Raw genomic sequence first — 14777 nt, 5'->3', positions numbered from 1 at the left:
GTTTTGCCCCCGGGTGTCCCCCACCCGGGGGTGCGGCTGTGGGGGCCCGCCCCCCCCCCCCCCCGGTCCCCCCCCACCGCAGCGGGCCCTTGGCGAGCCCGTGACTCCCTCCGAGGGCTCCAAGCGCAGCTCAAGAAATGCCACGGGGGCTCAAGTGCCTCAGTCGTCCGAGTCGGGTTCGGTTCGGCGCCATCATGGATTGGCCCGACAGACTCGGCGCCCTGACACCCCGTTCTCCCTCTGCGATCCGGCGAGCCCCTGGCGGCGCGGTTCCAACGAGAACACCGACAGCCCGCTGCGGCAGTACTTCCCAGGGGAACCGATCTGTCCCAGCACCCCGCCAGGTGCGATCTTCCGCAGGCACTCGGCCGAGCAGACCATGACCGTCCATTTGCCGCCGTGCAGACTCCTCCGGCATCGTCCAACGAAACTCGGCACAGGTGGACTTACAGATGCCACTGGCGCAACCGGCCCTCAGTCCACAGAGTCCCCACCGGACGTGATGCCTGTCGTACGTGGCACTCCTGTGGAGGTGTGGAAGGGTCCCTTCCCTCCCATGCAGACCCACCAGCGTAATAAGCGACGTTGTTCTCAGGTTCAGCCTGTGCGCGGCAGAGAAGAATGCCTCGCCAGACGTGCCAAGGGCTGCTGGTGGGTCACCACGGAAATGGGGGAGGTCGACATGTCCGAGCAGAGCGCGGATGCAGGCGCCCTGACACCGGTGGGTGCAGAGCTGTTCCGATGGACGGCGCTCCGGCCACCGCGCCCGGCGACCGCGCGGGTACCGCGGGTGGTCTTGGCCCCGCCGAGCCTGATTCCCGCGGCGCCGGTCCCGGACTCGTCATATCAGCCACCGGACGGCTGCAGGCCCTGAGCGTGGTCATCGGACGGACGGATATCGAGTTCCCGTTCCACGACCTCGACATGCGGCTGACCCAACGCCGCGACCGCTGGGCAGGCGCACGACATCGACGGCTGGGTGCACGATCGGACCGGCCACCACGTGCGAGACATCGTCGACACCGACGCATGGACCACTCACCACCAGCAGGTGCACACGGGAGTGGTCGACGCGATCAACACCGCGGCCGGCGGCGCGTCGGCCGATCTGCCGACGGCAACGGCCCTGCTGCGGGCGTGCAGGCTGGTGGCCATGTGGGAGGCGGTGGCCGTGGCTGCTCCTGCGGTTCGGACGGCCAACGTCCTACCGGAACCCGCCCCCGGACAGGGACGGAGCCAATGACTAACCACAGCAACACACAGACCCTGGCAATCCCCATCCAAAACAGGACCGGTGCTCGCCGACGGGGTGATCCGTTCGCAGCCGCGCGCGTGCCGTCCCGCAGCAACCCCGTTGCCTGCGCAAGCGTGGTGCCATGGTGATGTGGATCCGCACGTATGACGAGGCCCGAGGCCTGTGGCAGTACTTCGAGGGTGATGAGGAGGGCTGGGTTCTCCGGCAAGTGGACTTGCGAGGCGATGACGGCGCCCCGGTGACCGCCGCCTCCCTGGAGGAGGTTCTCCGGCTTCAGGAGCGTGCGGACATCGCCACTATGAGCCGGTACGAGCAACGGTACGGCCTCGTCGCCGAGGGCAGGCTCACAGGGTGGGAGGAAGCACCGCGCGCCGGCGGGATCTCGGCCGAGGAGTTCGAGAGGGTGTGGCTGGACGCCCGGCGGACCCTGGGGGCCACCGCACCGCCCCCGGACACGGACAGGTGACAGCCGCCCCGCACCCGCCCCGGTGCTACGAGTAGACACCCGAAAGGTGTTGCAGGGGGACTCCACTTATGGGCAGCGATCATCTGGATCCGCTTGCCGCCGTCCTGGACGGGTATGCCCGGGGAATCCTGCTGATCGGCACCTTCGCCGGATGCCTGTTCGGCGCGCTGTACGGCGTCGGCCTCATCCTCGCGTGCCGCGCCGGACGCAAGTCAGCGATCCCCTTGGACCCGTTCCTCCTGGCCGGAGCATTCCCCGGGATCCTCCTGGGCTCCCGCACACTGTGAACGCGGGAGCCCAGGTGATGCCAGGTGGATCTGCTGCGCGATGGGCGACAGCGAGTTGGAGGAGCTCCGGAAGGCCCTGGGCGCGGGCGTAGGGATGGAAGCGGGGGAGCAGGTCGTCGACGAGGCGGACGCAGCGGGGCGCTCCGATGCGCCGGGCCAGGAGCAGGGACTGGGTAGTGGCGGCCGCGGCGGGCTCGAGTTCCTTGAGATCGAGGTAGCTCGCGGCGCGGTAGGTGGGGAAGACGCCCTTTGTCTTGTCCCGGGCGGGCGGCAGCAGGCGTTCCGCTTCGCTGATGAACTGGTGGGCGCGGCCGACGTCACCAAGGTCCAGGAGGGCCTGGCCGGAGTCGACGGCGAGGTCGGCCTCGGACACCCAGGTGCATCAGGCTGGCCGGTCGGCGCCGGCGTCGTTGAGGTGTTGCCCCAGCCTGACGTTGCCGCGCGCCACCACGCCGCTCATCGAGCGCTGACTCCCGCCGGACCAGCCATGAGTCTGCTTACTCTTCGATCAAATCGCCGAGATGTGCATGCGGGACGCCGCAGAAGGCAGGATGGGTCAAGGCCGCACGGACGGGCCCACTTCTTGGTCACACTCGAAGAACCTGTGCAGCCGTTGTCACGTCACGGCCCGGGTCGAGCAGCATTGCCGACCGCGTCGTGAACCTCGTCACTTACCATGGCAGAGGGCCCGCCTCGTCGAAGTAGCCGCCGGTCGGGCCGTCCGGCCCCAGCTGAGCCATCCGAACGATAATCTCGGCGCCCTGCTCGACGGTCTGGGTGCCCTCGTGCCGGTTCAGGTCCGTCGCGGTGTAGCCGGGCTCCACGGCGTTGATCCGCATCCGTGGGAACGCCTTGGCGAACTGCACGGTGAGCATGTTGACTGCGGTCTTGGAGGTCGGGTAGGCGACCCCCGGGTACCCCTTGCCGGCCTGGGCCAGCGAGGCCAGGCTGCTGCTGACATTGACCACGACCGGGGTGGCGGAGCGTTCCAGCAGTGGCAGGAAGGCGTGGGTCACCCGGACCAGGCCGAAGACGTTGGTCTCGAACACCTCCCGCATCACGTCGGCGGTCAGCTCCGGGGCGCCGATGATGTCGCCTCCCGGTGAACGCACCTCGATTCCGGCGTTGTTGACCAAGACGTCCAGGCCGCCGTCGGCTTCAATGGTGGCCACCGCGGCGGCGACCGACGCATCGTCGGTGACATCGAGTTGCACGAACCGGGCGCCGATCTCGGCTGCGGCCGCCGCGCCCCGCTCGATGTTGCGTGCTCCCAGGTAGACGGTGTGGCCCGCGGCGGTCAGGCGGCGGGCGGTCTCGTGGCCGAGGCCTTTGTTGGCCCCGGTGATTAAGGTTGTCGTCATGGGGCACAGCTTCCCTCCGGGATGATGCGATCGGCCAGTGGTTTACGACGCGGTCCGCGATGCGGCTCGACCAGGGCGCCGAGGCCCATCGTGCGATCGCTTCACTGGTCTCGGACCGCTCCGCCCGTCGGCCGACCCGCCGCAAGCCGAGCATCGAATTGGTGCTCGACTGGCAGACGGCCTGCTGATCACCTGCCAGCCCGACCCGTCAGGCCGACACGTCCTGAACTCGATCGCGGACCGAGTTGTTGGCCCCCAACGGCGTGCCTCCCGCGCGATCCGTCAAGGGTCGCACGGCCGTGGGCCGCACCTTCTTACTCTTCGCCACAACGGGCCTCTGGCCGAGCGCGGCCCGGCAGGGCTCGATACCTGCACCTACCGCTAGGTGCCCGACTTGCGGATCCGCGCGGCCGCACGAACGCTGGAGCGGAGAGAGAGGGGTGGGGACGTGAACGCTCGCCTGGGCGTTGGAAAGGAGACGGATCATATGTCTGTTCGAAGCATGACGTCAGCACGGCTCACGGATGGCCGCCCGCAAGTGTTCGCGGGGAGCGGCCATGGGCTGTTCACCAGGTGGAAGGTGAGCGAGCTCCCGGACGCTGCTTGGACCAGCTGGCAGCCGTTCGGCTTCGACCACGGCCGTGTGGTGTCGCTCGCCGCCGCCCCGCTCACGGACGAGCGGCCGCAGATATTCGCCGTGTCCGAAACCGGCGAGCTGTGGACCACCTGGAAGGTGACCACCGACCCGAGCGCCGCCTGGGCCGACTGGACGAAGTTCAACGGCCTGCCGGGTTCGGCCCGCAGCGTGGGTGTGGCCACCCTGACGGACGGCCGTCCGCAGATCGTGGTCGGCACCGACAGCGGTTCGGTGTCCTCGTGGAAGGTGAGCACCGACCCCGACGACGCCTGGTCCGACTGGTCCTCCTTCGACGGTCCGCCCGCCTGATCCCGAGGCGCACGGCGTCACCCGACCGAGAGGTTGAAGGCCCCCGCCACGAGGCAGATTCCAGGGGGCGTCGCAAGCGGGGTGCGCTGTGCGGCAGTATGCCCGCTCCTGGACTGCCACCAGACGGCTTTTACCGGCGAGCGGCCAGAGTCTGCCCCTGGGAGCTAGGCGCCGTCCTCATGCGCACATAGAGCGCCGCAGCCGCGAACTGCGCTCGCCGTGGGCGAGCGGTCGGCGCGCGAGCGTAGCGAGCCGAAAGACGCGTAGCCGTAGGCCGCTCCTTCGGCTTCCCTTCCGCAGGGCTCGCCGGGGGACGCAGGCTCCCTTTGCCAGCCTTACCTTGCAGGTCAGAGCGCGCTATCTTCCCCGCTACCGGGGTAAAGGGCCCTCTACCGAGAGCTTCTGCCCGCACTTCGGGGCCCTGGCTGGGCCGGCGGAGGGCGGCCAAGGTTGCGTCCAAGGAAGTGGTGTACGGGTTCGACCTGATCCGGGGGTTTGCCCGGGCATCGGGGTGAGGACCGCATAGATGAACGGCCACCGGCTGATCTTCGAGGTGTCGAAGCCCGAAGGAGATGAGCACGATGACCGCTCCAGACAGTGGGCCCCTGCACGCCTTCATCTAGGACAACCTCGCGGCGGCGAGCCCCGATCTGCTTCGCGCAATGGTCAAGCCGTTCGCCGACGCGCCGATGTCCGCCGAGGCCGAAGCCGTCTGCGGCGCCGAATACGGGCAGGTCAGCGACGAATGCGTCAACCATCGCAACGGCTGTCGTTCACGCGAGTGGGACACCCGCGCGGGACCGATCGAACTGGCCATCCCCAAGCTGCGGCAGGGCAGTTACTTCCACCACTGGCTCCTCGAACGCCGTCGCCGGGCCGAGCAGGCTCTCGTCTCGGTGGTCGCAACCGCCAGCCTGCTGGGTGTCTCCACCCGCCGGGTCGAGAAGCTCGCCGAGTCCCTCGGAGTGACCCAGCTGTCGAAGTCCCAGATCAGCGCGACGCCTCGGCACTGGACGAGCAGGTGGCCGCGTTCCGTAGCTGTCCTCTGGACGCCGGCCGTATGCGTTCGTCTGGGGGGACGCGCTGAACCCGAAGGCCTGCGAGGGCAGGCCGCAACTTCAACGTTTACGCGCTGATCGCGGTCGGCGTGAACGCCGGCGGGCACCGCGAGATCCTCGGCATCGACGTCGCCACCTGCGAGGACGGCGCCGGCTGGCTCGCCTTCCTGCGCTTGCTCATCACCCCCGGCCTGACCGGCGTCCAGCTCGTCATGACAGCGAGCCGCCGCCGGAGACTGGGCCACCTACGCAGCCGAGTTCAGCCAACGACCGGTCAGGACAGGTCAGTACCCAGCATTGAATACATGAACATGTCCCGGCGCTCCTCGCCCACCTGCTGCCAACTGCGGAGCAGGCCCTCACGCCGGAAACCGACGCGCTCAGCCGTTCGTACTGAGGCGGTGTTCCACGGCTCGACATACAGCTGCAGACGGGGAATCTGCAGGTCACCGAAGGCCCAGCGAACAACCGCGGAAAGGGCTTCCGCGGCAACCCCTTGGCCACGAGCCGCCCCGGCCAGCCAGTACCCCAGCGATGCTCGTCCCTCGCCCCGGTCCTTCAGCCAGAGTCCGACCATTCCGAGCGGGCACCCGTCCTCGATCCGCACGATGACAAATGGGTACCCGCTGCCAGCAGACGCGCGCTCCCACTGCCGTCGGACGAAGGCTTCGCCCGCCTCCTGCGAGAACAACGCGGGAACGGTCGTGATCAACGGGATGTAGTCATCGCTCGATGCCTCCCGCACGAGAGGCAGATCGCCGAGTTCCCAAGGACGGAGCAGGAACCTGTCGCCCGCAGCCAAGCGCGGAACCTCCAACGGCTGAACCATGATCGCATCCTGCCGCGATCACTGCCGGGACGCACCCCATTTCACAGCCGCGATCAGGGGTATTCGGGCACTTCCAATACCCGACTCCACCATTAGCGGTCTGTCCAGCCGAGACGATCGAGGCCCACCGAGCGTTCATTGCCCGCCGCCGAGCCTCGCGTCCCGGCGAGGAGTACCGAACCCCGACTGAGGAGGTGTGGGACACGTTCCTCGCCCATTTCGACAAGCGGAAGGTGTCCATCGGCACCTGCGCTGGCGCCTTCGGAACCCCTTGTATCCAGGAGCACGCTTGTGCCAGATGCTCATTCCTTCGACCGGATCGGGCTCAAAGGGCACGGCTGGCCAACATCCGCGACAACCTGATCGCCCGCATCTCGGAGGCTGAACGGGAAGGCTGGCTCGGCGAAGTCGGGGGACTGCGGGTCAGCCTCGCCGGGGCCGAGGAAGAACTTGCCCAGATCGACCACCGCCGAGACAGCCACACCGTCGTCGACTTCGGTATGCCCACTCTGCGCAAGGCAGCCGTCGGCCCAACGTCTCAATGACTCCGTCGAATCGAGCTCAGGGAGCGTCAGTTCGCCCAGGACCGGCCGTGACCCGCACGGGGCAGCGCTGCCCGAGTCCATTGGACAAGGCGGTCAAGAACCGCCAACACGACTTCTTGGCGCTGAGACGGAAGAAAGGGCCACGTCAGCCATGCCGGCGCGGACAGCAAAACGACCGCCAGGAGAGGCAGCAGGGACAAGGCGACGAGAAACGAGCGCGACAGCCACACGGGCATGCGTCAACCTCCAGGACTCTCCCCGGAAAGGGGACCATGCTGGATGGCGACGCAAACTGGGCACCCCAGGCGCATGAGCGCATGGAATCTCCGGCCAGAGCCGACATCCAGAGACTGCCGGGACCATACCCACAACTTCCGTTCCACAACCGCAAGTTCAGAGAAACCTGTGTTCGCTGCCTGATGCTCGGGCCCGGCCCCACCCAGCGCGACCGGCTCGTCGAGATCCGAGACAACCTTCTCGCCCGGATCGCCGAGGCCGAGGGGGAAGGAGTGCGCCGGATCGTCACCAACGTCCTGCTCAGCACTCACCGCCGACACCAGCACACCCGCTCCTGTCAGTGAACACAAGCCCACTCATGAGATAGATCTGGAAGACTCCTGCGCGGCACGATCTGACGTCAGCGTAGGGAAACCCGAGGGGCAGGGGGAGCCGCCGTGGAACCGATCGTCATCGTCCTGACCATTCTGGTGGTGTTTGTCTTCATAGTCCTGGTCAAGGCGATCCATGTCGTTCCGGAGGGCAGCGCCGCAATCGTGGAGCGCTTCGGGCGCTACACCCGCACTCTCAGTGCCGGCCTGAACATGGTCGTCCCGCTCATCGACACCATCCGCTTCCGATTCGACCTGCGTGAACAGGTCCTGACGATTTCGCCGCAACAGGTGATCACGCAGGACAACCTGGTCATTGATATCGACACTGGCATCTCCTACCAGGTGACCGACGCGAGGGCCGCCACCTACGAAATTGCAAACTTCATCCAGGCGATCGAGGAACTCACAGTCACCACGTTGCGCAGCATCGTCGCCGGCATGGACCTGGAACGGGCCCTGACCTCCCGCGGGGAGATCACCGCGACCCTGCGCGGCGTGCTTGACGAGACCACCGCACGCTGGGGCATCCGCGTCCACCGCGTCGAGTTCAAGTCGATCACACCGCCCACCTCGATCCGGGATTCGATGGAGAAGCAGAAGCGCGCCGACTGGGACAAGCGTGCCGCCGCCCTAGTCGGCGGGAGCGGAGCGACGCGGAGCGCACCGAAGTCGCCCGTCCAGACCGGCTCCGCCCCCGGACACCAGCCGCTGCGGCAGGACGACCCTCGCCGTATCGGCCGCTACCACCTGACGGCTCTGCTGGGCCAAGGGGGGATGGGCACGGTCTATCTCGGCCGGTCTCCAGGGCAGCGCCTGGTCGCGGTCAAAGTCATCCGGCCGGAATTCGCTGCGGACCCAACGTTCCGGGAACGATTCACCCGTGAGATCGAAGCCGCACGCCTTGTCGGCGGATTCCACACCGCGCCGGTGGTCGACGCCGACTCCCACGGCAACCCGCTCTGGCTGGCCACCGAATACATCCCCGGCCCGTCACTGCACGACGTCCTCAGGCAACAGGGCGCTCTTCCCACAAGAACCCTGCATACCCTCGCCGTCGGCGTCGCCGAAGCGCTCGAACGCATCCATGCCTGCGGCATCATCCACCGTGACCTCAAACCAAGCAACATCATTATCTCCAGCTCAGGTCCCCGCATCATCGACTTCGGCATCGCCCGAGCCCTCGACAGCACCGCACTCACCCGTACCAACTACGTCGTCGGCACACCAGGGTTTCTCGCTCCGGAACAGCTCACCGGCACACCGATCACGCATGCCACGGACATCTACGCCTTTGGCATGGTGCTGTGCCACGCCGCGGGAGCCATGCCGCTCACGGACGGTGAATCCCTAGAGGACGCCCTCAGCCTGTTGCCATCTCGATTCGTCGGCATTGTCACCCGGTGCCTCGACCATGACCCCAACGGTCGCCCGACGCCCACCGAGGTACTCGAACAGCTCTCCCAGAACGACTCATCGTCCGAGGACTGGCTGCCGCCTCCCGTTCGCACGATGGTCGACGTATACAACGCCCCCAATGCCTCAGCATCTTGAGCCCAGTATCCGGCGCGACTTCTGCAGTTCAGAGAAGATGTTCTGGTAGCGGTTGCGCTTGTACTCGACATTGCCGACCGCAGGAGCTCGTGGACCGACTCTGAACTGCGACGATTCATAGACTGCATGTCTGTGATGGTGGGTTGGGACCGTTGCTGTAGCTCATCCGTGTGGTCATGCGGTGGAGCCCCGGACGCCTGTCGGCGCTACCGACGAAATGCGGCGCGTCGAGAATCAACGTTGGTGTGGCCAAATACGCCCACCCCTCGGCGGAGGCTCTGATGGCCTGGCATGCCAAGGCCGATCCCGCCGCCCGCCGTCGCCGCTGAACCTCTGGTCAGCGCGGGACCGGGGCAAACTGGGCCGATGCAGTGAGGGTCAGCGGGTCCACATCAATGTGGAGTTCGTCAATCGAACTCAAGGGAATCGTTTCGCGATCGCCGCCGTGATCGCATCCGGTGCGTGTTCCTGAATGAAATGCCGCGCGTGTGGCAGCTCCACTATGTCCAGATCGGTGAAGGCGGCACGCATTCGCGGGATACAGGCGTTCGAACGGAACACCATGTCCCGCATTCCCCACACCAACAGGGTCGGCTTGTCGCCGAGCTGGGCGGGCACGTCTCGGGCAAGTTGGTCCAGCAGCGGGCGCGCGGCACGAATTTCCTTGGGCATCATGGCGAGTCCGCGGCGGGCTTCCGCGGTGGGCTGCACCGCGCGGTACTGGTCGGCCTCGGCCGCGGTGAGCTTGCGCCCCAGTTCTCCGAGCAGGACGCGCTCAACGAGGAAATTCTGCTCGAGTATCCGCCGCTGCATCGGACGGCTACCCATGATCACGCTGAAAGCCCGATTCGCCATCGCTTCGATCGGCCAGAACACGGTGTTGCCCAGCACGATCCCCCTCACCCGGTCCGTGCGCGCGGTGACCGCGCCCAGGCCGATGGGCCCGCCCCAATCGTGTCCCATCAGAACGAAGCCGTCGAGCTGCAGGTGATCGATCAGCTCGCCGAGGACCGCGGTGTGCTCGGCGATGGTGTATCCGAAACCAGCAGGGCGTTCGGACAATCCGAAACCCAGGTAGTCGACGGCGACACACCGGTACCGGTCGCACAGGTCCTTCACGATGTGGCGGTAGAGGAAACTCCACGCCGGAGCGCCGTGACAGAACAGGATCGTTGGTCCGGTCCCCTCGTCGATGTAGTGAACGCGGCCGACGGACGAGTCGAACCAACGCGACTCGAAAGGGTACAGACTCCTGTCGGGAACGAAGTCGATCAGCATGGGGCCCTCCCTCCGATGCCAGGCTACATGTGGTGCCCCGTCACCTTCTTCGTGGCCTCGAACTCAGGTCTCCCAACTTCCGGGCCCAGCATGACTTTTGCCCCCTGTCGGCCATGACCTGGGGGGCCTTCGTCGATGATGGGTCGGATGGGCTGTCGTACGGTCCAGAGGATCCAGCAGCCCTGGGTATGGCCAGGGGGCGGTTGCCTTCCATAGTTCCTGTGACACCTGGCCGCCCGGGGCCGCACGACGACTCGACCACCGATGAGGAGCTGCGAGCCCATGCGGTTACGGATCCGCGTGATCACGGTGATTCTCGAGGCTCTGCAATCACGAAGGACGGCCGTGCCCGCTCTGCCGTCTTGCCCGCTCGAACCCGTAGGGGACCAGTTCGCTGCGCTCCTGCCCGCACGGCAGGCGTTCGTTGCGGACCGCACACTGGGCTGTCACCGCCGCCGGACGGCAGACCGGACGGTCTTCAGGCACGTCGTGCTTGCGCCGGTGCGGGCTCCGGCTGCGAGCGAACGACTACGGCAAGCTACGTCGTTGCAGCGAGAGGCGTGGCAGGGTCGTGGACTTCTACCTCCACCTCGCCGCCGTACTCGTCACGCTCCGTGTGCTCATTCGATGCGTGACCAAGCGCTAACGATGTGGGGCTCCCCCCGCAGACTCAAGTGATCCATTTACGGCCGGTCGCCCTTGGCCAGCGCCTGGGCCGGTCACCGAGCCGTCCGAGCGCTGAACCCGCTATGTGCGGGGCGTGGAACTCGGAGCTCAGGCACGTTCTTCGTCGTGAAGCGAGGGGGCGTAGGAGATGCCGACGATCAAGCCATCGTCCGTGAGTAGCCGGGTCACTGTCTGTCCCCACGGCTCGGTACGGGCTGGGTGCAGCAGGTCGAAGCCCGCGCGCTCCAGTTCGCCACCAGCCGCTGCGACAGCGTCTGCGTCCTCGACCTCGAACTCGATCGATGCCTGGGGGACCGTCCGGTCGGCGGGCCACGACGGCGTGCCGAAGCACGCCTCGGCTGCCTGCGAGAGCGGCCACATGCCGAAGTGCTTGCTGCCCGGGATGCTCCCGCTGGAGTAGTAGCCGTCGTCTTCGCCCTCCAGCGGGAGGCCAAGGGTGTCAATGAAGAGTCTGCGGCTCTGCGGCGGGTCAGCGACGACGACCGCCGTACTCGCGATGAAGAGAACGTTCATGTGACGCAGACTATGGGCCGCAGTTCCCGGGAGGCGGAAACATCAGCAGCTTGGACGTGTCCTGGCCCTACAGCAGTTTCACTGCCCTTCTGGCCTACAAGAGTCACCCTATTGCCGGTTGGTCTAAAGAGATGGACAAGGCCCAAGAGTGGATCGGTCGCACAATCGCAGAAATGGCGGACGGATCCATCGTTGGTGGTGATGTCGGGCTGTCGCGCCTGAGGAGGACTCATGCCGGACTTCGTGATCGACACGGAAGACACGGAAGACACGGAAGACACGGAACAACGCGAACGAGCGTACCGCGAGCGAGGCACCTCGCGCCCGATCACCCTGATCGGAAACCCGGTACCGCATCGAGAAATCAAGGACGTCATTGCCTTCGATGAGAACCTGGCCCGTCTCATCAATGACCTGTTCGCCAGCATGCGCACAGCCCATAGTGGGTCTTGCTGCCAGCCAGATTGGCGTCGATGCCAAGGTCTTTGTCTACGACTGCATGGACGACGAGGGCGTGCGCCACGTTGGCTGCGTCGTGAGCCCGGTCTTGGAAGACCTGCCGGCCGAGCAACAAGCCCTCAACAACTCCAGCGACACCTGCACGTCAGTGCCGAGCGCGGTTGCTCCCTTATGGTCGGCATCGACCGTGGCCAGCTGCGACCGGTTACCGGGGACAGCGACCAGACGCAGGCCGTCAAGATCGTGGCACGCGCTCATCAGACCCGGATCTGGGAACGCACACGTATCTTTCAGCGGCTCCGCAACGCTCTGCGTGAGTGCTTCCCCGCCGCGCTTGCCGCCTGCGCAGACGTGGAGCTGACCGGCGCGGACGGACTGGAAGTCCTGATCAAGGCACCAACTCTACGCGTGGCGGCGAAGCTAACGCGTTGCCAGATCGCCGCGGTCCTGGCCCGTGCTCGGCGTCGCGGCCGGGACGCGAAGGCCGCCGCGATCCAGGGCGCCACGCGAGAAGCACCCCGACCTACGCCTCCTGGGCCAACCCCATCTCGGCGCACTTCATCTGCGGCAATTCACCCTGGCGAACTCCCGCCATCGCAGCCACCCCGAGCAGCCGCAGGCCCTGCACCGCTACCTGCGCTGGCGCAATGCCAACGCCCGCCACCCCGAAGTGCTCGCTACCGAGTGCAGGGAACGCGCCCGTATCCGCAGCGACAAGGGCATTCGCTGGGGCGGACGACCACTCAAAACCGCATGATGAAGCGGTATCGGGCTGTAGCGCCCTCAATGCGTCTGCTGGTGTCCGCGGGCAAGGAATTCCCGCACGATCGCATTGAACGCATGGGGTGCCGCCATGGGCAGAAGATGCCCGACATGCGGAACCACGAACAGCTGGGCTCCTGGGATGGCCGCTGCGGTCCGTCGGACGTTCGGCAGGCTGGTGCGATCCCGCTGCCCGCACAGCACAAGCGTGGGCGCGGCGATCTGCGTAAGCGCGCCGGAGAGGTCGCTCGTTTCGAGACTATCCAGCATGCCGATCCATCCTGCGCGATCGGGAAGGTCGGAGATCGCGCGGACCAGCCAGCCGGGGCGATGCCGTTCGAGTCGAAGCCGACGCGATGACGTCTTGCCGGGTGCTATCTCAGGACCGCCGGACAGAACCAACCGGGCAACGAGATCCGGGTTCTCCGCTGCGAGATCCTCACTTCGCCCCAGCACTCATGTGCGCGGTCCGCAGACAACGGCTGTTCATGCCGGGCGACGGATCCGCTCTCATCGACAGCACGCACGTACGAACAGCCGCGCTGCACACCTGCTGGCCCTCGACCGCCTCCACGCGGGCCACCAGGTCGGAGGCCGGGCCTACTTCATTGCGCAGGACGAGCCGCTTCCGGTTGCCGGCCTGGCGCTGCGGCTCCTGGCCGCCGCCGGCGTGACGGTCCGCTGGCAGGCGTTGCCGCGCCTGCTCGTCCACGCGGCCGCCGCGGCCCAGGAGGCCAGCGCCAGACTGTCCCGCTCCGCCAGCACGCACGCACTGAGCCGCTTCCTGGCGGCCGAACTCACCGCCCCGCACTGGTACGACCTCACCGCCGCCCGCGTAGACGTCGGCTTCGTCCCGCCGGTGACGATGGCACAAGGCTTCACGGAGCTGGCGCGAGCCGCCAGTGTGCCGCAGGCGGCGGCGTTCCTTCGAACGTCCCGGGCTCGGTGACTCCCGGGCGCCGCACCGGCCCCCAGCGACTACCGGGTCCGGCCCCGGCGACGGTGCGGAGGTCGGGCGGCGTCCTGTGGTCGGCCGGCGACAACGGGCTGGCTACCGCGCACACGGGTGGAGACGCTGGTGTTCATCAAGGCTCCTGGAATCGGGGGTCGAGCGAGCGGAACGTGCCGGAATGGAAGACGAGGGGATCCACGGCCTCGTCGGCGTGCAGGTCGTGGACACGGAGGACGACGATGTCGTGGTCCCCGGCGCGGACCTCGTTGTCGACCGAACACTCGAGCCAGGCGCCGGCACCGTCCAGCAGCACCGCGCCATCCGGTGTGGTCCGCCACGCGACGCCGGTGAATCGCTCGTCACTCGGGCCGGCGAGCCGCCGGCAGATCGACCTGTGTTCCGAGCTGAGCACGCTGATGCCCAGGGACTCGGCGCGGCGCAGCACCGGCCAGGTACTCGAGGTGTGCGCCATGCACACGGAGACGAGCGGTGGCGCGAGTGACACCGTCGTGAACGAGCTGGCCACCAGCCCGACCGGTGTCCCGTCGATCAGGGCGGCGACCGCCGTGACGCCGGTGGGGAACGCGCCGTACACGGCGCGCAGGGATGTCGTGTCGTTCAGCACTGCGGTCATGCCGGAGCCTCCGTCGGGGACGCGGCCGACAGCAACCGCGCTGGAATCTGCTGGCGGGCGATGTCAGGCCAGTTGCTGAGCGCGGACCCGGTCGGGTCCGAGTCGAGCAGGAACAGCCCGCGGGTCGGAACGGAGGCGCCGAGTTCGGCCAGCACCGGCTTGAGGAACACCTCGGGCGCCAGGCTGTGTCGCCAGTCCCCACCGAGGAAGAGCGGGACCGCCGTGGCATCGGTGAGCGACCCGGCGCCGAACCGGTCGAGGAACAGCTTGAGCGGCCCGGTACAGGTGCCCTGGTAGGTGGGTGTCGCCACCACGGCCAGATCGGACTCGGCGACCGTGTGCGCCGCCTCGGCGACGCGTGCGTCACCGAGGTCGAGGAGTGCCCCGCCGAACTCGACCAGGTCGAATTCATCGTCGGCACCGCGCCCGGTGAGCGACCGCACCACGGTGCGCGCGGCCTGCAGTGACCGCGACGTCGGCTTCGGGTTGCCGCCGTGCCACCGGTGCCTGCGGTGCTCCCCGTGTCCCCGCCCTTGCCCCCGTCGGACGTGCCCGGTGCCTTGCTCGCCGTGGTGGCAATGGC

The 14777-nt window shown here is 67.3% G+C and carries 15 protein-coding genes and 4 pseudogenes; 12 read left to right on the top strand and 7 right to left on the bottom strand.

Annotated features, from left to right (window positions below; all coding sequences use genetic code 11):
* Window positions 1–979: 979 nt before the first annotated feature.
* From AB0H32_RS40760 to AB0H32_RS40750, 3 genes are all read left to right on the top strand, one after another.
* The gene (locus AB0H32_RS40760) at window positions 980–1243 is read left to right on the top strand and encodes a hypothetical protein (protein ID WP_361132178.1); all 264 of its coding nucleotides are present in this window, start codon (window positions 980–982) and stop codon (window positions 1241–1243) included.
* Between the two features lie 133 nt (window positions 1244–1376).
* Window positions 1377–1721 (top strand): hypothetical protein, encoded by a 345-nt coding sequence (locus AB0H32_RS40755; RefSeq protein WP_361132175.1) that lies wholly within the window; start codon window positions 1377–1379, stop codon window positions 1719–1721.
* A gap of 68 nt (window positions 1722–1789) precedes the next feature.
* Complete coding sequence (locus AB0H32_RS40750) at window positions 1790–2008, top strand: hypothetical protein (protein ID WP_361132172.1); 219 nt, start codon at window positions 1790–1792, stop codon at window positions 2006–2008.
* A gap of 671 nt (window positions 2009–2679) precedes the next feature.
* Here AB0H32_RS40750 and AB0H32_RS40745 read toward each other — a convergent pair.
* Window positions 2680–3369, bottom strand: coding sequence for an SDR family NAD(P)-dependent oxidoreductase (locus AB0H32_RS40745; RefSeq protein WP_361132169.1), 690 nt, complete (start codon window positions 3367–3369; stop codon window positions 2680–2682).
* A gap of 580 nt (window positions 3370–3949) precedes the next feature.
* Between AB0H32_RS40745 and AB0H32_RS40740 the strand changes: the two genes are divergently transcribed.
* On the top strand, window positions 3950–4315 hold the full coding sequence (locus tag AB0H32_RS40740) for a hypothetical protein (protein WP_361132166.1): 366 nt from the start codon (window positions 3950–3952) through the stop codon (window positions 4313–4315).
* A 581-nt stretch (window positions 4316–4896) separates the two neighbouring features.
* Window positions 4897–5591, top strand: a pseudogene (locus AB0H32_RS40735) (transposase); the annotation flags it as partial.
* Window positions 5592–5647: 56 nt separating this feature from the next.
* Here AB0H32_RS40735 and AB0H32_RS40730 read toward each other — a convergent pair.
* Entirely contained in the window at window positions 5648–6202 is a 555-nt protein-coding gene (locus AB0H32_RS40730) for a GNAT family N-acetyltransferase (RefSeq protein WP_361132184.1), read from the bottom strand.
* A 194-nt stretch (window positions 6203–6396) separates the two neighbouring features.
* Between AB0H32_RS40730 and AB0H32_RS40725 the strand changes: the two genes are divergently transcribed.
* From AB0H32_RS40725 to AB0H32_RS40710, 4 genes and pseudogenes are all read left to right on the top strand, one after another.
* Complete coding sequence (locus AB0H32_RS40725; RefSeq protein ID WP_361132163.1) at window positions 6397–6747, top strand: hypothetical protein; 351 nt, start codon at window positions 6397–6399, stop codon at window positions 6745–6747.
* 272 nt (window positions 6748–7019) lie between these two features.
* Window positions 7020–7328 (top strand): hypothetical protein, encoded by a 309-nt coding sequence (locus tag AB0H32_RS40720; RefSeq protein WP_361132160.1) that lies wholly within the window; start codon window positions 7020–7022, stop codon window positions 7326–7328.
* A gap of 93 nt (window positions 7329–7421) precedes the next feature.
* Window positions 7422–7991: pseudogene (locus tag AB0H32_RS40715) on the top strand (paraslipin); the annotation flags it as partial.
* 75 nt (window positions 7992–8066) lie between these two features.
* The gene (locus tag AB0H32_RS40710; protein WP_361132181.1) at window positions 8067–8909 is read left to right on the top strand and encodes a serine/threonine-protein kinase; all 843 of its coding nucleotides are present in this window, start codon (window positions 8067–8069) and stop codon (window positions 8907–8909) included.
* Window positions 8910–9326: 417 nt separating this feature from the next.
* On the opposite strand, the gene AB0H32_RS40705 is transcribed toward AB0H32_RS40710, so the two are convergent.
* The gene (locus AB0H32_RS40705) at window positions 9327–10187 is read right to left on the bottom strand and encodes a haloalkane dehalogenase (protein WP_361132157.1); all 861 of its coding nucleotides are present in this window, start codon (window positions 10185–10187) and stop codon (window positions 9327–9329) included.
* A 774-nt stretch (window positions 10188–10961) separates the two neighbouring features.
* Window positions 10962–11387, bottom strand: coding sequence for a VOC family protein (locus AB0H32_RS40700; RefSeq protein ID WP_361132154.1), 426 nt, complete (start codon window positions 11385–11387; stop codon window positions 10962–10964).
* 231 nt (window positions 11388–11618) lie between these two features.
* Between AB0H32_RS40700 and AB0H32_RS40695 the strand changes: the two are divergent.
* Both AB0H32_RS40695 and AB0H32_RS40690 read left to right on the top strand, forming a co-directional pair.
* Window positions 11619–12018: pseudogene (locus tag AB0H32_RS40695) on the top strand (peptide deformylase); the annotation flags it as partial.
* 343 nt (window positions 12019–12361) lie between these two features.
* Window positions 12362–12603, top strand: a pseudogene (locus tag AB0H32_RS40690) (IS630 family transposase); the annotation flags it as partial.
* 26 nt (window positions 12604–12629) lie between these two features.
* Here the strand turns inward: AB0H32_RS40690 and AB0H32_RS40685 are convergent.
* Entirely contained in the window at window positions 12630–13064 is a 435-nt protein-coding gene (locus AB0H32_RS40685; protein ID WP_361132151.1) for an alpha/beta hydrolase, read from the bottom strand.
* A 4-nt stretch (window positions 13065–13068) separates the two neighbouring features.
* Here AB0H32_RS40685 and AB0H32_RS40680 point away from each other — a divergent pair, with 4 nt between their 5' ends.
* Complete coding sequence (locus tag AB0H32_RS40680) at window positions 13069–13557, top strand: hypothetical protein (protein ID WP_361132148.1); 489 nt, start codon at window positions 13069–13071, stop codon at window positions 13555–13557.
* Between the two features lie 136 nt (window positions 13558–13693).
* On the opposite strand, the gene AB0H32_RS40675 is transcribed toward AB0H32_RS40680, so the two are convergent.
* On the bottom strand, window positions 13694–14194 hold the full coding sequence (locus tag AB0H32_RS40675) for a flavin reductase family protein (protein WP_361132145.1): 501 nt from the start codon (window positions 14192–14194) through the stop codon (window positions 13694–13696).
* Window positions 14191–14777, bottom strand: a 587-nt coding sequence (locus tag AB0H32_RS40670; protein ID WP_361132142.1) for an NAD(P)H-dependent oxidoreductase, incomplete at its 5' end; no start/stop codon positions are given. The genes AB0H32_RS40675 and AB0H32_RS40670, both read right to left, overlap by 4 nt.

The sequence above is a fragment of the Streptomyces sp. NPDC020362 genome, from assembly GCF_040642095.1.
Lineage (GTDB): Bacteria > Actinomycetota > Actinomycetes > Streptomycetales > Streptomycetaceae > Streptomyces.
This window is presented reverse-complemented; position numbering and strand designations above follow the sequence as displayed.